We start from the raw sequence: 18,699 nt of genomic DNA, 5'->3' as shown, positions 1-18,699 counted from the left end.
TTCCGGCCCGACGAAATGGGACCGGGCTTGACCCGGTCCCTGGGGCTGGGCATACGGTCGAGCAGTGGACCAACACGGTGGTGACGGTTTCGTACAGCTGCTGAACCCCGAGGGTGACCACGTCGACAGCGTCACCGGTCCCGACGGGGTGACCTACGCGGTCGACTTCACCGACGACGAGTTCCGTGGCCTCTATCAGGACATGGTGACCGTCCGCCGGCTCGACGCCGAGGGGGTCGCCCTGCAGCGGCAGGGTGAGCTCGGCCTGTGGGCGAGTCTGCTCGGTCAGGAGGCGGCCCAGGTCGGTTCCGGGCGGGCGCTGCAGCCACAGGACATGGCGTTCCCCACCTACCGCGAGCACGGGGTGCTCTACTGCCGGGGGATCGACCCGATCATGCCGTTCGGCCTGTTCCGCGGGGTGGACCAGGGCGGCTGGGATCCCAACGAGTTCAAGTTCAACCAGTACACGATCGTCATCGGCGCGCAGACCCTGCACGCCACCGGCTACGCCATGGGCGTGGCCATGGAGGGCAAGACCGGCACACCCGACGGCGAGGCGGTGATCGCCTACTTCGGCGACGGCGCCTCCAGCCAGGGCGAGGTCAACGAGTCGTTCGTCTGGTCCGGTGTCTTCAACGCGCCGATCGTGTTCTTCTGCCAGAACAACCAGTATGCGATCTCCGCCGCGGCGGAACGGCAGACCCGGGTGCCGCTCTACCGGCGCGCCGGCGGCTACGGCTTCCCGGGCATCCGGGTGGACGGCAACGATGTGCTGGCCAGCTACGCCGTGACCCGGGCCGCCCTCGACCACGCCCGCGGCGGCGAGGGCCCGAAACTGGTCGAGGCCTACACCTACCGGATGGGCGCGCACACCAGCTCCGACGACCCCTCGCGCTACCGGATCGCCAGCGAGGTCGAGGCGTGGAAGGCGAAAGATCCGATCAGCCGGCTCAAGGCCTTCCTCACCAAGCAGCTGATCGCCGGCGACGACTTCTTCGCGCAGGTCGAGGACGATGCCAAGAAGGCCGCCCTCGACCTGCGCGAACGTGTGCTGGCGATGCCCGATCCGCAGCCGGTCGAGTTGTTCGACCACGTCTACCCGACCGGCTCGGCGGATCTCGACGCGCAGCGCCGGCGGTTCAGCGACTACCACGCGTCGTTCGACGACTAGACCGCCGCGACCGCGTCGGTGGTCACCGCCTCCAGCGCGGTGGCGAGGATCTCCCGCACATCGGCGACGAGGTGTACGGTCAGCGCCTGCAACACGTCGGCCGGGACCTCGTCGAGATCCGGCTCGTTGCGCTTCGGGATGTACACCTCGGTCAGCCCGGCCCGCTGGGCGGCGAGCAGCTTCTGCTTCACCCCGCCGATCGGCAGCACCCGCCCGGTCAGCGACACCTCACCGGTCATCCCGATCTCGGCCCGCACGTTGCGCCCCAGCAGCAGCGACACCAGCGCGGTCGTCATCGTGACACCCGCCGACGGCCCGTCCTTGGGCACCGCCCCGGCCGGGACGTGCAGGTGGATCGGGTGGTCCAGCTGCTCGGGCGAGACCCCCAGCTCACCGGCGTGCGCCCGGACGTAGGAGAGCGCGATCTGCGCGGACTCCTTCATCACGTCGCCGAGCTGGCCGGTGACCGACAGGCCGGGCGTCGTGCCGGGCAGCAGGGACGCCTCGATGTAGAGCACGTCACCGCCCATGCCGGTGACGGCCAGGCCGGTGGCGACCCCGGGGACCGCGGTCCGCTCACCGGACTCCGGCGTGAACCGGGGCCGACCGATCAGATCCGTCAGGTCACCGGCGTCGACGGTGGCCGGCAGCTCCCGCAGCGACACCTTGCGGAACGCCTTGGCCAGCAGGCGCTCGAACGACCGTACCCCCGCCTCCCGGGTGTAGTTGGCGGCGATCTCGCGCAGAGCGTCCTCGGTGACCGTCACCTCGTCGGCCGAGAGCGCGGCGCGCTCGAGCTGCCGGGGGATCAGGAAGTCGCGGGCGATGGCGACCTTGTCGTTCTCGGTGTAGCCGTCGATCGCGATCAGTTCCATCCGGTCGAACAGTGCCTGCGGGATCGTCTCCAGCACGTTGGCGGTCGCGATGAACAGCACGTCCGACAGGTCCAGGTCGAGGTCCAGGTAGTGGTCGCGGAACGTGTGGTTCTGCGCCGGGTCCAGCACCTCCAGCAGCGCGGCGGCCGGGTCGCCCCGGTAGTCGCTGCCCACCTTGTCCACCTCGTCGAGCAGCACCACCGGGTTCATCGAACCCGACTCGCGGATCGCCCGCACGATCCGGCCCGGCAGCGCGCCCACATAGGTGCGCCGGTGTCCGCGGATCTCCGCCTCGTCCCGGACGCCGCCGAGCGCCACCCGCACGAACTTACGGCCCAACGTCCGTGCGACCGACTCGCCGAGCGACGTCTTGCCGACTCCGGGCGGGCCGGCCAGCAGGATCACCGCCCCCGAACCGCGGCCGCCGACCGTCTCCAGGCCGCGCGACTCGCGGCGGGCCCGGACCCCCAGATACTCGACGATGCGTTCCTTGACCTCGTCCAGGCCGTGGTGATCGGCGTCGAGGACCGCGCGGGCCGCCGCCAGATCGGTGTTGTCCGTGGTGCGGACGTTCCACGGCAGGTCCAGCACGGTGTCCAGCCAGGTGCGGATCCAGCCCGCCTCCGGGTTCTGGTCGCCGGCCCGCTCCAGCTTGTCGACCTCACGCTGCGCGGCCTCACGGACCGCCTCGGGGAGGTCGGCGGCCTCGATCCGGGCCCGGTAGTCGTCCTTACCGTCGGCCTCGCCCTCGCCGAGTTCCTTGCGAATCGCCTTGAGCTGCTCCCGCAGCAGGTATTCGCGGTTGCGCTTCTCGACGTTCTCGCGGACGTCCTTCTCGATCGTCTCGTTGACCTCGGACTCGGCCAGGAAGTCGCGGGTCCACTCGATCAGCAGCTTCAGCCGGGCCTCGACGTCGGGGGTCTCCAGCAGTTCACGCTTGCGGTCGCTGGACAGGTACGGCGCCCAGCCCGCGGTGTCGGCCAGATCGCTCGGGTCGTCGATGGCACTGACCGAGTCGATGACCTGCCACGCCTCGCGCTTCTGCAGCACCGAGACGACCAGCTTCTTGTACTCGGCGGCCAGCTCACGGACCTGCTCGGACGGCTTCGCGGTGTCGACCGGCTCGGCCTCCACCCACAGGGCCGCGCCGGGCCCGGTCACGCCACTGCCGATCTTCGCGCGCGGGCCGGTGCGCAGCACGGCGGCCGGTTCGCCGCCACGGATCCGGCCGACCTGCTCGACCGTCGCCACCACACCGTAGGACGCGTACCGGTCCTCCAGCCGCGGGGCGATCAGCAGTTCGGAGCGGGCCGAGGTGCGTGCCGCGTCGACGACGGTCTGGGCGGCCTCGTCCAGCTGCACCGGAACGACCATGCCCGGAAGCAGGACGATGTCGTCGAGGAAGAGCACGGGGAGTCGCTTGCTCACGGTTACCTCCGGGAAGTTGAGTACGGCAGGCTCAACCGTGGGGTGATCCCGCTTCTTCCGGCGTTCACTGTCGGCGAACAGCACCCGGTGGGGCCCGCTTGAAAAAGTGATATCACATTGATAGTCTCGGGTTATCACCGCTCAAGGGGAGGCCCACATGACCGAACACCTCGACCTTCCTGCTCCGCAGGTGCGTGAGCGCACCGCCCGTGACGCCTCCGGCTGGCCGGTCCTCGCCATTGGTGGGGTGGTCATGCTGATCGCCGCCGCGGTCTTCGTCGTCGCGGTCCAGCAGGACAGCGTGGCCCTCGTGCTGAGCCTGATCGGCGTGAGTCTGCTGCTCCTGCTGGGCACCCTGATCGTGCTCGCCGGGCTCACCCCGGTCGCACCCGGCGAGGCCCGCGTCCTGCAGTTGCTGGGCCGCTACACCGGCACCGTCCGCACCGACGGCCTGCGCTGGGTCAACCCGCTCACCAACCGCCGCCGCGTCTCCACCCGGATCCGTAACCACGAGAGCGACGTCCTCAAGGTCAACGACGCCGACGGCAACCCGATCGAGATCGCCGCCGTGGTCGTCTGGCAGGTGCAGGACACCGCGCGAGCCGTCTTCGAGGTCGACGACTTCATCGAGTTCGTCGCCATCCAGACCGAGACGGCCGTGCGGCACATCGCCAACAGCTACTCCTACGACTCGCACGACACCGAGCTGATGTCGCTGCGGGACAACGCCGACGAGATCACCGCCCGGCTGTCGGAGGAGATCGGGGTCCGGGTCGCCGCGGCCGGCGTGAAGATCATCGAGTCACGGCTCACCCGCCTCGCCTACTCACCGGAGATCGCCCACGCCATGCTGCGCCGCCAGCAGGCCAACGCGATCGTCGCCGCCCGCACCCGGATCGTCGAGGGCGCCGTCGGCATGGTCGAGCTGGCGCTGGCCCGGCTCACCGAGCACGATGTGGTCGAGCTGGACGAGGAGCGCAAGGCCGCCATGGTCAGTAACCTGCTGGTCGTCCTCTGCGGCGACCGGGACGCCCAGCCCGTCGTCAACACGGGCACCCTCTACTCCTGAGATCCCATGGCCATCGAGCGCAAGAAGCTCCTGCTCCGGCTGGACCCCGCCGTGCACGACGCCCTCGCACGGTGGGCCGGCGACGAGCTGCGCAGCACCAACGCCCAGATCGAGTATCTGCTGCGTAAAGCACTGGGCGACGCCGGCCGGCTGCCCGGGGGAGTCGGCCGGATGCGGGGCCCCGGCCGCCCACCCAACAGCCCCGAGCCGGACCGGGACGACCCCGGGACCGACGACCCGGAGACGGATGACGAGGAGCAGTGAGATGAGCGTGCCCGGCAGCCTCGCCCAGCGGATGTTCCTACTGGCCCACGACCCCGACAAGGGTCGCGTCCGGGTCGGCACCAACCTCGGAGCCATGATCCGGGCGGCCGCCCTGACCGACCTCTACCTCAACGGCCATCTCACCGACGAGAGGGGCCGGGCCGCCCTCGCGCCGCGGCGTCCGGTCGCCGACCCGGTGCTCAACGCGCTCCTCGACGAGATCGAGGGCTCCCGCCCCCGCAAGTGGCAGTCGTGGGTGGACCGGCGGCAGCACGCCACCGTCGTCGCGGTCCGCGCGCAGCTCGGCGCCGGTGGCTGGGCGCGCGTGGAGCCGTACCGCATCCTCGGGATCTTTCCCGCGACGCGGGTGACGCCGCGCGACCCGCGGGTCCGCAAGGAGCTGCTGCGCCGGGTCCGGGCCGCGCTGAAGGAGCCGGTCGGCCGGGTCGAGCCGGCCGACGCCGCCCTGGTCGCGATCGTCAGCGCCGGTGACCTGGGCCTGGTCCTGGACCGGAAGGCCCGCCGCGAGGCCAAGCGCCGGATCCAGGAGCTCACCGACCTGAGCGGACCGGTCGGCCCGGCGCTGCGCAAGTCCATCGAGGCCTCGGCCGCCGGTGCCGCCGGGTAGGGGCCGGTGGCGGGTTCGACGTCTACGCCGGCCCGCCGCTCGGGCTGTCGCCGGCGGCCGCCGGCCGGACCGTCCACTTCGGGAACCTGTCCCTGGTCAACCGCTACGAGTTGGACCGGATTCGCGCGACCGAGCACATGCTCGACGTCAGCCACATCATCGAACGCTTCCGCGACCAGATCGAACCCCGGCCCAGGGCCCCCTTCCCGCACTGACCGGCCGTCACGTGGGGGGCATGCGGATCCCCAGGACCGGGAAGCCGGGCGCCGCCCGGAAGGTGGACGGTGCGGTCACCCCGAAGGCGAGGGCCGCCAGGTCGTTCAGTGCCGGGCCGGGGTCGCCGAGCCACGGGTTGATCGAGATGCTCAGCTGGGTCCGGGCGTCCGGGGTGGAGAACGAATAGCTGACGAACCCGAAGATGCCGCCGCTGTGACCCCACAGGATCCGGCCGTCGGGCAGCGGCTGCTGGTAGATGCCGAGGCCGTAACCCGCCTCGCCGAACGGGGTCAGCATCTCGGTCAGCTGGGCGCGCCGCAGGAGGCGACCGCTCAGCAGGGTGCGGTAGAAGCGGTTCAGGTCGGCCGTGGTGGAGACGATCTCACCGGCGGCCCCCGCCATCGACGGGTTGAGGTCGGTGAAGTCCAGGGGCACCGGCTCGCCGTCGAGTTCGATCGGCTCGTAGCCGTGCGCGTGTGGCCCGTCGATCGTCGTGTCGGTGCCGGGTACCTCGGTGCCGTGCAGCCGCAACGGCCGCAGGATGCGGTCGTGGACCTCCCGGCCGTACGCCCGCCCGGTGACCTTCCGCACGATCATGCCGAGCAGGAGGTAGTTGGTGTTCGAGTAGGACCACGACGTGCCCGGCTCGAACTCGGGCGGCTGGGCGGCGGCCAGCGCGACCAGTTCCTCCGGGCGGAACGTCCGGTACCTGGCCCGCAGCACGTCCTCGACCGTCGCGAACAGCGCGTTCGTGTAGTTGAAGATCCCGCTGGTGTGCTGCAGCAGGTTGCGGACGGTGATCCGGTTCCCACCGGGTATCGCACCCGGCAGCCACCGTTCGAGGGTGTCGTCCAGGCCGAGCCGCCGTTCTCCGGCGAGCTGGAGGATCACGGTGGCCACGAAGGTCTTGGTGATGCTGCCGACCCGGTACCGTCCTCCGGCGGAGGGGCGGCCCGGACGGCCGAGCTCGATGACGCCGCTGGATCCGCGCCAGCTGCCGGACGGGCCGTCCACCCGAGCCAGCGCGGCGGTGGCGCCGGTCGCGACGACCTGGTCGAGTGCGGCCTGTAACGCGGCCCGATCCAGGCCGCCGGGTGACGCCGCGGCCGGTGACGTGGTCCCGACTCCGGCGGCCACCGCGGCGGCGGCGGATCCGGCCAGGACTGCTCGGCGACTAGGCATGGTGAGTCTCCCCCCAAGTGACATCCACCATGCCGACGCTGCCAGGTCCAGTGACTCCGATCAATGCCCGGCAACCCTGGTCGATCCCCTACGGGAGGCCCCGCAGCGACCACACGCACCGGGCCGGGGGGTGCTGGTCGAGGTGCCGGGCGACCGTAGGATCGGCCGGGTGATCTTCATCGAGGTGGACCAGCCCGGTGACCCGGTGCACGACATGGCGCTCGGGCCGCGGCTGCTGCGCGAGGGCATCGGGGACGCCCGGGACATCCTGCGGATCTACTCGCCACAGCCGACCGCCGCGTTCAGTCGCCGCGACAGCCTGCGGCCCGGCTATCAGCGGGCGGCCGACGCCGTACAGCTGACGGGTTTCCGGCCGGTCGTGCGCCCGCAGGGCGGCAGCCTCGCCGCCTACCACCACGGCAGCGTCGTCGTCGACCACGTGCACCGGGCGGTCGGTGAGCCGCTTCAACCGGTCGAGCGTTTCCAGCGGTACGCCGCCATGCACGCCGCCGTCCTCGTCGCGCTGGGTGCCGACGCCCGGATCGGCCCGGTGCCCGGTGAGTACTGTCCCGGCGACTACAGCATCAACGCGGGCGGCGCCAAGATCGTCGGATCGGCCCAGCGGGTGACCCGGGACGGCTGGTTGTTCAGCACGGTCATCCAGGTCACCGGTGCGGCACGGCTACGCGAGGTGCTGACCCCGGCCTACGCCGAACTCGGCTACGACTTCGAGCCGGCCACCGTCGGTGCCCTGGAGGACGTCGTGGCGGGAGTGACCGTGCCGACGGTGGCCGACGCGGTCCGGGCCGCCTACCGTGCGCTGAGCTGACCTGTCACTGATATCCGCCGTGCTGCTGCGGTGGCCCCTGGTGCTGCAGCGTGTCACGGACGTTCTTCTGCACGGCGACCGCCGCGAACAGCGCCATCGCGAACGACAGACCGTAGAAGCCCTTCTCGCTCAACTCCAGCGGACTGTTCACCAGGCCGACCACCAGCATCACGATCGCGATGCCGACGACCGCCCAGGCCAGACCGAGATAGAGCGAGGTCACCGGAATACCCTCGGCCCGGTCACGCACCGATTTCTGCAGGGAGATCGCGGCGAACAGGCCGAGGACCAGCACCGCCGCGTAGAAGCCCTTCTCACTGCGGGCCATCTGAGCATTCCAGAGGCCGACCAGGAACGAGACGATGCCGAGCATCAGAGCCGCCCACGAGGCGCCGACGAACGCGGCGGTGGGTTTGGCCGGGAGCGGAGATTGGCTGGTCACGTCCTAAGTTATCGCATGGTCGCGCAACGTGCGGGTACCGTCGAGCAGCTCAGGCCATCGACGGTTCGGCCGATGGCCGGCTGTGCAGAAGCGTCGTGACCTCGTCCGCGGACAGCGGGCCGCTCCGATCCGGGCCGTCGCCGCCGTGCAGGATCCGCCCGAGCCGGACCACGCAGTCGACGGTGGCGCCCGGCGTGCCGTCGACCAGGCAGTCGCCGACCTTGAGCAGGTCGACGGCCTCCGAGTACGCGGTGTAGCCGGTGGTGAAGGCGTCGAGCGCGACCCGTACCCCGTGTCGTCGCAGCTCGGTGAGGGCCGCGCCGCCGGGAAGGGTGGTGTCGTCCACCTCCAGCACCAGGTCGGACGGCGCGGTGCCGCCGCGGGTCAGCCGGGCGAGCAGGTCGTCGGCGAACCTGTCGGCGGCAAGCTCGGCGGCGGACACCCGGATGCTCAGCCGCAACGACCGGTCGGCCGGGAGACGGCCCTGCCAGGCGCCCAGTTGCCGGCCGGCGGTCTGCACGGTCCAGCCGAGCAGCGCCGCACCGAGGCCGGCACGCTCGGCCACCGGCCGTAGTTCCGGTTCGTCGATCAGACCGAGCCGCGGATGCGGCCAGGACACCCGGGGCTGTACGGCGATCACCGCACCCGTCGTCAGCGAATGGACCGGCCGGTAGTCCAGCCGCAACCGGCCGTCGTCGACCGCTGCGGCGAGTTCGGTGGCCGGGTCGTCGCCGTACCGGTGCCAGCCCTGTGTCCCACGCCGCTTCGCGGTGTACATCGCCTGGTCGGCGTGCTGCAGGAGGTCCCGGTCGTCGACCGTCCCGGCTTCGGACACGGCGACGCCGATGCTGGCCCGCAGCCGCATCGGCGTGCCCCGGTAGTCGATCGGCGACTCGGCGGCCCGGGCCAGGATCAGCTGCGCCACCTCGGTCGCGGCGCCGGCCCCCTCGGTCCCGGCGTCCGGCAACACCACCGCGAACTCGTCGCCACCGAGCCGGCCCGCGGTGCCGCCCGGCGGTGTGGCGGCACGCAGCAGGTCGGCGAACGCGACCAGCAACATGTCGCCCGCGTCGTGCCCGAGCGTGTCGTTGACCTGCTTGAACCCGTTGAGGTCGATGAGTAGCAGGCCGACCGGACGTCCGGTGCGGCGCCCGCGTTCGACGGCGCCGCGCACCGCCCGGGTGAGCCGGGTCCGGTTGGCCAGGCCGGTGAGGCCGTCGGTCAGCATCAGCCGATGGTTCTCCCGCATGGCCACGATCTGGCGGGCCACCACACCCCCGGTCATCACGATCGAGCAGGCCACCAGACCGGCCCATGGATACGGTCCGGACTCGGCGGCGGCCAGGGCGAAGATCCCGAAACCGGCGGACAGCCCGAGGTACGGCAGGGGTGCGACGGCCCCGGCCAGCCGCTCCACCCGCTGCTCGGCGGCACCGGCGGTGGCACCGCGGCACTGTTCCTCGGCGGCCATCGCGATCAGGAACACCGGTGTGATCATCGCGGCGGCGACCCAGCCGGGCAGTTCCCCGGTCCCGGCGGCCGGGGTGAACGACAGGATGATGTCGAGCGCCAGGTACCACGTCACGGCGGCCAAGACCAGGCGCATCGGCCGGCGGGACACCTGCCGTACGCCGCGGTAGAAGACCGTGCCCGCCCCGACGATGACGACCATGTCGGCGACCGTGATCGTGGCCAGTACCAGTACCTGGACCGTCGTGCGCTGGGTGGTGCCGGCCAGTGCCGGGCTGATGATCAGGTACCAGAGCGCCATGAACGCCCCGCCGGCCGCGGTCATCACGTCCAGGCCGAGCTTCAGGCGCTCGCGGTGGTCGAGCGGCTGCGCACGGAAGGAGAGCAGCCCGACCAGCATCAGCATCAGCGTGACCAGGTGCAGGCCGACACCGACGATCATCGCCGGGGAGAGCCGGGTGAGCCCCTCCGGCCCCATCGCACCGAGCGCGGCCCCGGACACGGCCAGGGTCAGCAGCGAGGCGCACAGGATCCACCACGGGCGCCGCTCCAGCCGGTCGAGCCTCCGGTGGCGAGCGGCCCGGATCACCCCGACCAGCGCCGCCAGCAGTACGGCGTTGTGCGACACACCCATGCGGGCGTTCACCGGGATGCCGCCGGGCCAGATCAGGATCAGCACGGCGAGGACGTACACCGCGCAGGTCAGTAGCGGCAGGACGGTGCCGGCCGGCCGGCCGTACGCGGTCCGCCATCGCCCCTCCCCGCACAGATGGCCCGTCTTCCCATCGGCGCGGATCCGGCAGAGTTGAGCCGTGGCGAACACTCCGGAGCGCATCGCGCTGATCTCCGACGTACACGGCAACCTCACCGCCCTGCAGGCGGTCCTGGCCGACATCGACTCCCGTGGCATCGAGCTCGTCTACAACCTCGGCGACTACGTCGGCAAGGGCCCGCGCGGCCGTGAGGTGATCGACATCTGCCGGGACCGGTGCGCGGTCAACATCCTCGGCAACTGGGACGACTTCCTGCCCGACCCTGATCGCACCTTCGACAGCGAGGGCCTCGCCTGGTGGCTGGCGCAGCTCGGGGAGGGGCAGGGCGACTGGCTGCGGTCACTGCCGTTCAGCCACGACCTGCTGCTCAGCGGTCGCCGGGTGCGGCTGTTCCACGCGTCGGCGACCAGCGTGCACCGGCGGGTCCGGTTCGACCACGACGAGCAGGAGTTCCACGGCATGTTCGCCAACACCCCGGCCACCGGCGACGGCCCGACGCCGACGGTGGTCGGGTACGGCGACACCCACGACCCGTTCTACGAGGTGGCCGGGAACGGGCTGACCCTGTTCAACACCGGCAGCGTCGGCAACTCGATGAACGACCCCACCCCGGTCTACGTGATCCTCGAAGGGCGGCTCGGATCCGAGGCACCCGGGCCGTTCTCGGTGCAGTTCGTCCGGGTGCCCTACGACGCCGAGGCCGAGATCGCCGCCGCGACCCGGATGGGCATGCCGGAGCTGGACGGCTACATCTCCGAGGTGCGGCGCGGCGTCTACCGGGGCGCTATGGAGGATCCGCAGGCCCCGCGATATCACCGGCCAAAGCGCTGAACTGGGCGTCGGTCAGGCGGACTCGTTCGGCGGCCAGGTTCTCGGTCAGGTGCTCCACGCGGGCGGTGCCGGGGATCGGCAGCATCACCGGTGACCGGTGCAGCAGCCAGGCCAGCGCGACCTGGGTGGCGGTCGCGCCGGTCTCGGCGGCCACCCGGGCGAACACCGCGTGCGTCGCGGTGGTGCCGGCCGCGACCGGCCGTCACGGCAGGAATGCGATGCCGGCCCGCTCGCACGCCTCGAGTACCGGCTCGTGCTCCCGATCGAGGGCGTTGTACCGGTTCTGCACGCTGGCGATCTCGACGATGTCCCGGGCGTGAGCGAGCTGGTCCACGGTCACTTCGGACAGCCCGATCAGATTGATCTTGCCCTGATCGCGTAGCTCGCGGAGCGTGCCGACCTGGTCGGCGAGCGGGGTCTCCGGGTCGATCCGGTGCAGTTGCAGCAGCTCGATGCGGTCCAGCCGGAGCCGGCGCAGTGCCTGGTCGACCTGGTCCCGCAGGATCTCCGGGCGCCCGTCGAGACGCCACTCGCCGTCCGGGCCGGTCCGGGCCACGCCGACCTTCGTGGTGATCAGAAGCCCGTCCGGGTACGGGTACAGCGCCTCGGCCAGCAGTTCCTCGTTGGCGCCTGCGCCGTACAGATGCGCGGTGTCGATCAGGGGAGTGCCGAGCTCGACCGCCCGCCGGGCCACCGCCTTCGCGTCGTCGCGGGCGGAGCCCGGCGTGGCGGACAGGTGCATGGCGCCGAATCCGATCCGCCGGACCGGGAGATTCGTCGATGTCATCGGTCGCCACGCTAACAGGATTTCAGTGGGTGACCGCGAAGCCGCCGGTCCAGCTGATCTTCTCGCCGGCGGCCAGGGTGATCTGCAGGAAGGCCAGGGCCTCGAGTTCGCGGGCGCGCTGGAGACCGCCCGCGTCGATGGCCTTGAGTCCGGCGGCGCCGACGATGCCGGCGAGCAGGGCCTTGGCGTCGGCGTCGTCGCCGGCGATCAGCACGGTGGTGGTCTCGCCGCCGACCGTGCCGCCGACCAGGGTGCCGCCGAAGTTGGTGTTGAACGCCTTGACGACCGTGGACTGCGGCAGGGCGTCGGCGATGACGGCGGCGGCCGAGCTGTCGGCCGGGACGGTCAGGCCGTCGAAGGTGGTGAAGTCGACCGGGTTCGTGATGTCCACGATGATCTTGCCGGCGAGCTGGTCACCGCGCTGCGTGAGGATGTCCTGGACCGAGCCGTACGGGACCGCGAGCACCACGACGTCACCGGTGACCGGCGTGCCGCTCTGCGAGCTGTTGATCGTCTCGACGGTGTTGCCGCCCTTGGTGACCAGCCCGGCGATGGCCCGTCCCATGTTGCCGGTGCCGATGATGCTGACGTGAGCCATGACGTCCTCCAGATCGCGTTGGTTGTAGCTACAACTATGCGCGCCGGAATCCTTGTATCAACAACTATTGCCGGGTCAACCTTGTAACGGTGCTCACCCGCCGAAAAGATTGAGACTTCAACAAAATCAGCCTAGGGTGCGCGGCATGACCAAACCTCTCGTGGTGCTCCTGCACGGCCGCGGTTCCGACGAGCGCGAGATCCTCACCCTCGCCGACCATCTGCCCGGCTACCTGGAGTACACGGCGGTCCGCGCGCCGATCGCCGAGGGCGGTGGTTACGCGTGGTTCGCCAACCGGGGCATCGGCCGCCCGGTCGCCGAGTCGCTGCGCGCCACCATCGACTGGTTCCGGGCCACCCTCGACGCCGACACGCCACCGGACCGGCCGGTCATCCTGGTCGGCTTCAGCGGGGGAGCAGCGTTCGCGGGCGGGCTGATCCTCGACGACCCCGGCCGGTTCGCCGGCGCCGCCATCCTCTACGGCGCCCTGCCGTTCGACGCCGGACTGCCCACCACGACCGGGCGGCTGAGCGGGCTGCCGGTCTTCGTCGCCCAAGGGGACCACGACACGGTCATCCCGCGCGAGTTGCTCGACCGCACCTGGACCTACCTGCGCGACGACTCCGGTGCGACCACCACGGCCCGCCGCGACCCGGTCGGGCACGGCATCGCCCCCGAGGCCCTCCAGGCGCTGGGGGAGTGGCTGGTCACGAGTCGTAGCGCCGGTACAGCGACGCCTCCGGGGCCAGCCGCTGCAGGATCGCCTCGCTGATCTGCGACAACTGGGTCAGCTGCTCGGGGGTGAGGGCGTCGATCACATACTCCCGCACGGTCGCGACGTGACCCGGCGCGCTCGCCTGAACCGTTCGCAGACCCCCGTCGGTGAGCCGCGCGTTGGTCGCCCGTCGGTCCTCCGGGCAGGGGAAACGCTCTACCAGCCCGCGCGTCTCGAGCCGCTGCACCACGTGCGACAGCCGGGCCAGGGTGGCGGCGGTCCGCTCGGCCAGCGCGGTCATCCGCAGCACCCGCCCCGGCGCCTCGGACAGCTGCGACAGCACGTAGTAGTCGAAATGGGTCAACTGCGCATCGCGGCGCAACTGCGAGTCGAGGACGCCCGGCAGCAGCTCGACGACACCGACCAGGCGCACCCACGCCGACAGCTGCTCCGGGGTGAGCCAACGCGCGTCCATCACCCCATCGTGGCACCTTCACGATCAGGTTCGAAAACCAGACGCACGCTGTCAGGTTTCTACGAAAGCGTTCCGGTCATGAAGAGCAAACCTCTCACCGGCAAAGTGGCGCTCGTGGCCGGGGCGACCCGCGGTGCCGGACGGCAGATCGCGGTGCAGCTCGGCGCGGCCGGCGCCACCGTCTACGCGACCGGCCGCAGCACCCGCGCCGCCCGCTCCGAATACGGCCGCCCGGAGACCATCGAGGACACCGCCGACCTGATCACCGAGGCCGGTGGCACGGGCATCGCGGTCGCCGTCGACCACCTCGACCACGAGCAGGTGGCCGCCCTGATCCAGCAGATCGACGACGAACAGGGCCGCCTGGACGTACTGGTCAACGACATCTTCGGCGGCGACCCGCTGACCACCTGGAACAAGCCGGTCTGGGATCAGCCCCTCGAACCGGGCCTGCGGCTACTCCGCCTGGCCATCGACACCCACATCATCACCAGCCACTACGCACTGCCGCTGCTGATCCGCAACCCCGGCGGCCTGGTCGTCGAGGTCGGCGACGGCACCACCGGCTACAACGCGACCAACTACCGGCTGTCGGTCTTCTACGACCTGGCCAAGACGACCGTCAACCGGCTCGGCTTCATCTGGGCCCACGAACTCACCGACCACGACGCCACCAGCGTCAACGTCACACCGGGCTGGATCCGCTCGGAGATGATGCTCGACAACTTCGGCGTCACCGAGGACAACTGGCGCGACGCCTGCGTGAAGGAACCGCACTTCGCGAGCTCCGAGTCGCCGGTGATGATCGGCCGGGGGATCGCCGCGATGGCCGCCGACCCCGACCGGGCCCGCTGGCACAGCCGATCGGTGACCAGCTTCGACCTGGCCGAGGCCTACGACGTCACCGACACCGACGGCAGCCGGCCCGACGCCTGGCGCTACGTCGTCGAGGTGCAGGACGCCGGGAAACCCGCCGACGTGACCGGTTACCGGTAGAGGTCACCGAGACGGCGCGCGGCGTCGGCGAGCCGTTCCCGCAGACCGGGCGGCTCCAGCACTTCGACCTCCGGACCCAACCTCAGCATGTACGTGTAACCGACCTCGATCGACTCGACGGGCAGTCGGGTCCGCACCCACCCGTGCGGATCCGGCTCGCCGGCCACCTCGTGCGCCTCCCGCACCGCCGGCGGATCGGCCACCGACCGCAGCATCCGCAACCCGTCCGGGCTGAGCCGGATGGTGATCGTCTCGCGCAGCATCTGCCGCACGAACTCGGCCGCCCGCCGCGCCCAGAACTCCGGCAGGTCGAACTCCGGATCCCGGGTGAACCCGTCACCGGTCGGCTCGACCCACGTGATCCGGTCCACCCGGTAGGTACGCAGGTCCACGCCCACCCGGGCGGCCAGATACCAGACCCCGTTCTTGAGGACCAGACCGTACGGCTCGGCCTCGCGGGACACCTCCTCGTCGCGCCGCCGATAGCCGATGGTCAGCACCCGGTCCTGCCACACCGCCCGGGCCAGCTCGGCCAGGTGCTCCGGCGGGTCGGCCGCCTCGAACCAGCCCGGCGCGTCCAGGTGGAACCGCTGTCCGGCCCGCTGCGACGCCTCCCGCAGCCCCTCCGGCAGCGCGGCCAGCATCTTGCGGCGTACCGACTGGACCGGCTCGTCCAGACCCATGTCCCGGGCCGGACCGGGCAGCCCGGCCAGGAACAGTGCCTCCGCCTCACTGCGGCTCAACCCGGTCAGCCGCGTCCGGTAACCGCCGACCAGCCGATACCCACCGGCCCGGCCCTGCTCGGCGTAGACCGGCACCCCCGCTTCGGACAGTGCCAGCGCATCCCGGTAGACGGTCCGCTCGGACACCTCCAACTCGGCCGCCAGTTCGGCGGCGGTGAGCAGACCCCGCGACTGCAGAAGCAGAACCATGTTGATCAGCCGGGCGGCGCGCATGCCCCCGATTGTCGGCGACGCTCACACCTCAGGGGAATTGCGCCACTTTTTGTTTTGCGGGTCGTTGTACCAGGCTCGAAAGTGAGGGGATGTTCCCACTTTTCAACTTCCGTGCCCTTTTCGGAGCTGTTGTCGGTGTGGTCGCGGTTGTCGCCGGGATGTTCAGCCCGGTCCGCGGCCACTGGGACGTCACCCTCGCCGAAGTCGCCGGCACCTCGATCGCCGTCCAGGCCGTCGTCGCCCCCGCCCTGATCCGGACCGGATTCCAGGCCGCACCCACCGTCCGCCGCGGGCCCGACCGGCTGCGGCTCGCGCCCGGCGCCCGCATCGACCTCGACTCCCGTGCCGCGGACTGGGGCGCCACCGGCTGCGCCGAACGATGCGATCTCGTCGTCACCGACCAGGGCGCGATCGAGGAGACCGGCGGCGGGGAGCTGGCCGACAAGTCGGCCGCCTACTACTCCTGCCTGGCGGCCAGCGAGTACGGCTTCACGATCACCCCGGAGGCCGCGGCGGCCGGAGTGGAGGCCTGTGGCCGTACCAGCGACGGCCGTAACGCCGGGATCACCGTGACCCGCGCCGCGGACAGCCGTGATCTGATCGTCGCGGTGACCGTCTGGGAGACACCGCCGGTGACGATCTTCCGCACCGACGAGGAGGAACCGCCACTGTTCCAGGACCTGCCCGACGACCTGTGACGCTCAGTCGGCGACGTCCGAGACCAGCTTGTTGGACCAGCGCAGCATGTCCAGGTAGGCCGAGCCGAGAGCGACCGAGTTGACCACCGGGATGTCGCCGTTCTCGTAGGCCTCGACCGCCTCCAGCACCCGTTGCAGCGGACTGCCGTCACCGCGCAACGCCCCGGCCAGGTCGTCGGCCAGCGGCATCTGCGTGGCCAGGTCCTCGCGCGGCATACCGGTCAGATCGGCGACCCCGGTCAGCAACCCGAGCAGGAAGGCGGTCTCCGGCACCACCTTGAACTCCGGCGCCAGACGATGACAGAACCGGGCCCGCACCAGAGCCTCGGTCAGCTGCTCCTCGGAGGCGCCGGTCACCTCGCTGGCGATCATCAGCGCCGCCCACTGCCGGATCTTGGCGATGCCCAGCAGCACCACCGCCTGCGGCACCGAGTTCAGTCGCTGCGGAAGCCCGGCCGCGGCGCTGTTGCTGGCCCGCAGCACCCGCATCGCCAGGGCCGGGTCGGTGCAGATCAGATCACTGACCTTGTCCATGTCGGTGTCGGCGGCGTGCAGCAGCGCCAGCAACTCCAACCGGCGCAGCTTCGACGCCGACAGGGTGTGCGTGGTCAGCACATGCGGGCGGCTCAGCGCGTACCCCTGCCGGAGCTCGCATCCGTATCTCTCGGCCATCGCCACGTGCGCCTCGGTCTCCAGCCGTTCGGCGACGAGCTGGATCTGCGGGTACCGCCGGCACACCGCGATGGTCTCCTCCAGTCGGCTCAGATCGCCGTCGAGCAGGTCCAGCTTCACGAACGAGGCGATGCTGAACAGCCTGTCGTGGCCCAGGCCCCACACGAAGTCGTCGAGCGCGATCCGGTACCCGGCCTCGGACAGCGCGGTCACCCCGGCCAGCACCTCGTCGTCGATCGTGATCGACTCCAGCACCTCCAGCACCACCTGCTCCGGGCCGATCGGCAGGGTCAGGTCGCCGACCAGGAACTCCCGGGTCATGTTGATGAAGCAGAGCCGGTCCCGGACCACCTCGGGCAGACCGAACTCGGTGAACGCCGCCACGATCACCTGACTGGTCGCGGAGATGTCCCGCTGGGAGGCCTCGACCTCGTCCAGCGAACCCCGGAACAGCAGCTCATACCCGAACACGGCGCCGTGAACATCGAAGATCGGCTGCCGCGCGACATGGATCAGCTGCGTGACATCCGCAGGCTGGGTCTGCGGTGCTCGGACGTCGTTCATGATGTCAGCTTGCCTGATCACACCTGGTCACTCGGCGTTTTCTCGATCAGGCCAGCAGCTCGGCCAACCGGGCCGCGCCCACGTTGCCGCCGGACAGGATCACGCCGACCCGCCCCGGAACCGGGGCGACCCGACCGGTCAGCAGCGCGGCCAGGCCGGTCGCCCCGCTCGGCTCCAGCACCAGCTTGAGCCGGTCGACCGCGAACCGCATCGCGTCGACCATCTCGTCGTCGCCGACCACCACGATCTCGTCGACCAGCTCCCGGTTGATCGCGAAGGTCAGGTCACCGGGCACCGGATTGGCCAGACCGTCGGCGATCGTCCGCGGCTGCTCGATCCGCACCGGATGCCCCGCGGCCAGCGACTGCCGGGTGTCGTCGGCCGTCTCCGGCTCCACCCCGACCACCCGGATGCCCGGAAACAGGCCCTTCGCGACGATCGCACTGCCGGCGATCAGCCCGCCGCCACTGATCGGCACCACGATCGCGTCCAGCTCACCGGTCTCGGCCAGCAGCTCCAGCGTGGCGGTGCCCTGGCCGGCCACGATGTCCGCGTGATCGTACGGCGGGATCAACGCCAGCCCCCGCTCCTCACCGAGCTTGCTCGCGATCGCCGCCCGGTCCTCGGTGTAACGGTCGTAGGTGACGATCTCCGCGCCGTACCCGGCGACCGCGTCGAGTTTCGCCGCCGGACTGTCGGTCGGCATCACGATCACCGCCGAACTGCCCAGCTCCCGGGCGGCGAGCGCGGCCGCCTGCGCGTGATTGCCCGACGAGAAGGCGACGATCCCGCGGGCCAGCTGCTCGGGGGAGAGCCGCGAGACCGCGTTGTAGGCGCCGCGGAACTTGAACGCGCCACCCCGTTGCAGATTCTCCGCCTTCAGGAAGACCCGTGCGCCGACCAGGCCGTCCAGGGTCCGGGAGCGGATCACCGGGGTACGGTGGGCGACTCCCTCGATACGGTCGGCTGCGTCCCGGACATCCTGCAAAGTCACCGTCATGCCTCTGATCGTAAGGGGCACCCTTCCGGGCTGTACCGTACATTTCCGGCCCGGTGTTGA

Annotated in this window: 17 protein-coding genes and 2 pseudogenes; 9 read left to right on the top strand and 10 right to left on the bottom strand. The window is 70.8% G+C overall.

Going from position 1 to position 18,699, the window contains the following annotated elements:
* Positions 1–15: 15 nt before the first annotated feature.
* A pseudogene (locus Q0Z83_RS16415) lies at positions 16–1,171 on the top strand (thiamine pyrophosphate-dependent dehydrogenase E1 component subunit alpha).
* Here the strand turns inward: Q0Z83_RS16415 and lon are convergent.
* On the bottom strand, positions 1,168–3,474 hold the full coding sequence (gene lon / locus Q0Z83_RS16410; RefSeq protein ID WP_317794796.1) for an endopeptidase La: 2,307 nt from the start codon (positions 3,472–3,474) through the stop codon (positions 1,168–1,170). The pseudogene Q0Z83_RS16415 and the gene lon sit on opposite strands and share 4 nt — an antisense overlap.
* Before the next feature lie 157 nt (positions 3,475–3,631).
* Here lon and Q0Z83_RS16405 point away from each other — a divergent pair, with 157 nt between their 5' ends.
* The 3 genes from Q0Z83_RS16405 to Q0Z83_RS16395 are packed head-to-tail and all read left to right on the top strand — an operon-like array spanning position 3,632 to position 5,435.
* On the top strand, positions 3,632–4,543 hold the full coding sequence (locus Q0Z83_RS16405; RefSeq protein ID WP_317794795.1) for an SPFH domain-containing protein: 912 nt from the start codon (positions 3,632–3,634) through the stop codon (positions 4,541–4,543).
* 6 nt (positions 4,544–4,549) lie between these two features.
* Positions 4,550–4,807, top strand: a complete 258-nt coding sequence (locus Q0Z83_RS16400) for a hypothetical protein (RefSeq protein ID WP_317794794.1) — start codon at positions 4,550–4,552, stop codon at positions 4,805–4,807.
* 1 nt (position 4,808) lies between these two features.
* Positions 4,809–5,435, top strand: a complete 627-nt coding sequence (locus Q0Z83_RS16395; RefSeq protein WP_317794793.1) for a GOLPH3/VPS74 family protein — start codon at positions 4,809–4,811, stop codon at positions 5,433–5,435.
* A 222-nt stretch (positions 5,436–5,657) separates the two neighbouring features.
* On the opposite strand, the gene Q0Z83_RS16390 is transcribed toward Q0Z83_RS16395, so the two are convergent.
* On the bottom strand, positions 5,658–6,833 hold the full coding sequence (locus tag Q0Z83_RS16390) for a serine hydrolase domain-containing protein (RefSeq protein WP_317794792.1): 1,176 nt from the start codon (positions 6,831–6,833) through the stop codon (positions 5,658–5,660).
* Between the two features lie 169 nt (positions 6,834–7,002).
* Between Q0Z83_RS16390 and Q0Z83_RS16385 the strand changes: the two genes are divergently transcribed.
* Positions 7,003–7,662 (top strand): lipoate--protein ligase family protein, encoded by a 660-nt coding sequence (locus Q0Z83_RS16385; protein ID WP_317794791.1) that lies wholly within the window; start codon positions 7,003–7,005, stop codon positions 7,660–7,662.
* Positions 7,663–7,666: 4 nt separating this feature from the next.
* Here Q0Z83_RS16385 and yiaA read toward each other — a convergent pair whose 3' ends face one another.
* Together yiaA and Q0Z83_RS16375 are read right to left on the bottom strand one after the other, a co-directional pair.
* A complete protein-coding gene (gene yiaA / locus Q0Z83_RS16380; RefSeq protein WP_317794790.1) occupies positions 7,667–8,104 on the bottom strand; it encodes an inner membrane protein YiaA in 438 nt (145 codons plus the stop codon).
* Positions 8,105–8,153: 49 nt separating this feature from the next.
* Positions 8,154–10,409, bottom strand: a complete 2,256-nt coding sequence (locus tag Q0Z83_RS16375) for a GGDEF domain-containing protein (protein WP_317794789.1) — start codon at positions 10,407–10,409, stop codon at positions 8,154–8,156.
* Here Q0Z83_RS16375 and Q0Z83_RS16370 point away from each other — a divergent pair.
* A complete protein-coding gene (locus tag Q0Z83_RS16370) occupies positions 10,387–11,178 on the top strand; it encodes a metallophosphoesterase family protein (RefSeq protein ID WP_317794788.1) in 792 nt (263 codons plus the stop codon). The genes Q0Z83_RS16375 and Q0Z83_RS16370 overlap by 23 nt on opposite strands.
* Here Q0Z83_RS16370 and Q0Z83_RS16365 read toward each other — a convergent pair.
* Positions 11,132–11,965 (bottom strand): annotated as a pseudogene (locus Q0Z83_RS16365) (aldo/keto reductase). The gene Q0Z83_RS16370 and the pseudogene Q0Z83_RS16365 overlap by 47 nt on opposite strands.
* Before the next feature lie 22 nt (positions 11,966–11,987).
* Positions 11,988–12,563: an NADPH-dependent F420 reductase gene (locus Q0Z83_RS16360; protein WP_317794787.1), complete on the bottom strand. Its 576-nt coding sequence runs from the start codon at positions 12,561–12,563 to the stop codon at positions 11,988–11,990.
* A gap of 145 nt (positions 12,564–12,708) precedes the next feature.
* On the opposite strand from Q0Z83_RS16360, the gene Q0Z83_RS16355 reads away from it, so the two are divergent.
* Positions 12,709–13,335: an alpha/beta hydrolase gene (locus Q0Z83_RS16355; protein ID WP_317794786.1), complete on the top strand. Its 627-nt coding sequence runs from the start codon at positions 12,709–12,711 to the stop codon at positions 13,333–13,335.
* On the opposite strand, the gene Q0Z83_RS16350 is transcribed toward Q0Z83_RS16355, so the two are convergent.
* Positions 13,271–13,753: a MarR family winged helix-turn-helix transcriptional regulator gene (locus Q0Z83_RS16350; protein ID WP_317794785.1), complete on the bottom strand. Its 483-nt coding sequence runs from the start codon at positions 13,751–13,753 to the stop codon at positions 13,271–13,273. The two genes, Q0Z83_RS16355 and Q0Z83_RS16350, sit on opposite strands and share 65 nt — an antisense overlap.
* 78 nt (positions 13,754–13,831) lie before the next feature.
* Between Q0Z83_RS16350 and Q0Z83_RS16345 the strand changes: the two genes are divergently transcribed.
* A complete protein-coding gene (locus Q0Z83_RS16345) occupies positions 13,832–14,749 on the top strand; it encodes an SDR family oxidoreductase (RefSeq protein WP_317794784.1) in 918 nt (305 codons plus the stop codon).
* Here Q0Z83_RS16345 and Q0Z83_RS16340 read toward each other — a convergent pair.
* Positions 14,740–15,705, bottom strand: coding sequence for a helix-turn-helix transcriptional regulator (locus Q0Z83_RS16340; protein WP_317794783.1), 966 nt, complete (start codon positions 15,703–15,705; stop codon positions 14,740–14,742). The two genes, Q0Z83_RS16345 and Q0Z83_RS16340, sit on opposite strands and share 10 nt — an antisense overlap.
* 89 nt (positions 15,706–15,794) lie before the next feature.
* Here Q0Z83_RS16340 and Q0Z83_RS16335 point away from each other — a divergent pair, with 89 nt between their 5' ends.
* Entirely contained in the window at positions 15,795–16,403 is a 609-nt protein-coding gene (locus Q0Z83_RS16335) for a hypothetical protein (RefSeq protein ID WP_317794782.1), read from the top strand.
* A gap of 3 nt (positions 16,404–16,406) precedes the next feature.
* On the opposite strand, the gene Q0Z83_RS16330 is transcribed toward Q0Z83_RS16335, so the two are convergent.
* Positions 16,407–17,639: an EAL and HDOD domain-containing protein gene (locus Q0Z83_RS16330; RefSeq protein WP_317794781.1), complete on the bottom strand. Its 1,233-nt coding sequence runs from the start codon at positions 17,637–17,639 to the stop codon at positions 16,407–16,409.
* A 46-nt stretch (positions 17,640–17,685) separates the two neighbouring features.
* Positions 17,686–18,639 carry a pyridoxal-phosphate dependent enzyme gene (locus tag Q0Z83_RS16325; protein ID WP_317794780.1) on the bottom strand — a complete coding sequence of 318 codons (954 nt, stop codon included), beginning with the start codon at positions 18,637–18,639 and terminating at the stop codon, positions 17,686–17,688.
* Positions 18,640–18,699: the final 60 nt, after the last annotated feature.

The organism is Actinoplanes sichuanensis, from assembly GCF_033097365.1.
GTDB lineage: Bacteria > Actinomycetota > Actinomycetes > Mycobacteriales > Micromonosporaceae > Actinoplanes > Actinoplanes sichuanensis.
This window is presented reverse-complemented; position numbering and strand designations above follow the sequence as displayed.

Excerpts from the sequence above, each read along its gene's own strand:
- Q0Z83_RS16350 (WP_317794785.1), bottom strand. The coding sequence starts at position 13,753 with ATGGACGCGCGTTGGCTCACCCCGGAGCAGCTGTCGGCGTGGGTGCGC.
- Q0Z83_RS16325 (WP_317794780.1), bottom strand. The coding sequence starts at position 18,639 with ATGACGGTGACTTTGCAGGATGTCCGGGACGCAGCCGACCGTATCGAG.
- Q0Z83_RS16390 (WP_317794792.1), bottom strand. The coding sequence starts at position 6,833 with ATGCCTAGTCGCCGAGCAGTCCTGGCCGGATCCGCCGCCGCCGCGGTG.
- Q0Z83_RS16335 (WP_317794782.1), top strand. The coding sequence starts at position 15,795 with ATGTTCCCACTTTTCAACTTCCGTGCCCTTTTCGGAGCTGTTGTCGGT.
- Q0Z83_RS16375 (WP_317794789.1), bottom strand. The coding sequence starts at position 10,409 with ATGCGCTCCGGAGTGTTCGCCACGGCTCAACTCTGCCGGATCCGCGCC.
- Q0Z83_RS16360 (WP_317794787.1), bottom strand. The coding sequence starts at position 12,563 with ATGGCTCACGTCAGCATCATCGGCACCGGCAACATGGGACGGGCCATC.
- Q0Z83_RS16355 (WP_317794786.1), top strand. The coding sequence starts at position 12,709 with ATGACCAAACCTCTCGTGGTGCTCCTGCACGGCCGCGGTTCCGACGAG.
- Q0Z83_RS16395 (WP_317794793.1), top strand. The coding sequence starts at position 4,809 with ATGAGCGTGCCCGGCAGCCTCGCCCAGCGGATGTTCCTACTGGCCCAC.
- Q0Z83_RS16330 (WP_317794781.1), bottom strand. The coding sequence starts at position 17,639 with ATGAACGACGTCCGAGCACCGCAGACCCAGCCTGCGGATGTCACGCAG.
- Q0Z83_RS16400 (WP_317794794.1), top strand. The coding sequence starts at position 4,550 with ATGGCCATCGAGCGCAAGAAGCTCCTGCTCCGGCTGGACCCCGCCGTG.
- Q0Z83_RS16405 (WP_317794795.1), top strand. The coding sequence starts at position 3,632 with ATGACCGAACACCTCGACCTTCCTGCTCCGCAGGTGCGTGAGCGCACC.
- Q0Z83_RS16345 (WP_317794784.1), top strand. The coding sequence starts at position 13,832 with ATGAAGAGCAAACCTCTCACCGGCAAAGTGGCGCTCGTGGCCGGGGCG.
- Q0Z83_RS16340 (WP_317794783.1), bottom strand. The coding sequence starts at position 15,705 with ATGCGCGCCGCCCGGCTGATCAACATGGTTCTGCTTCTGCAGTCGCGG.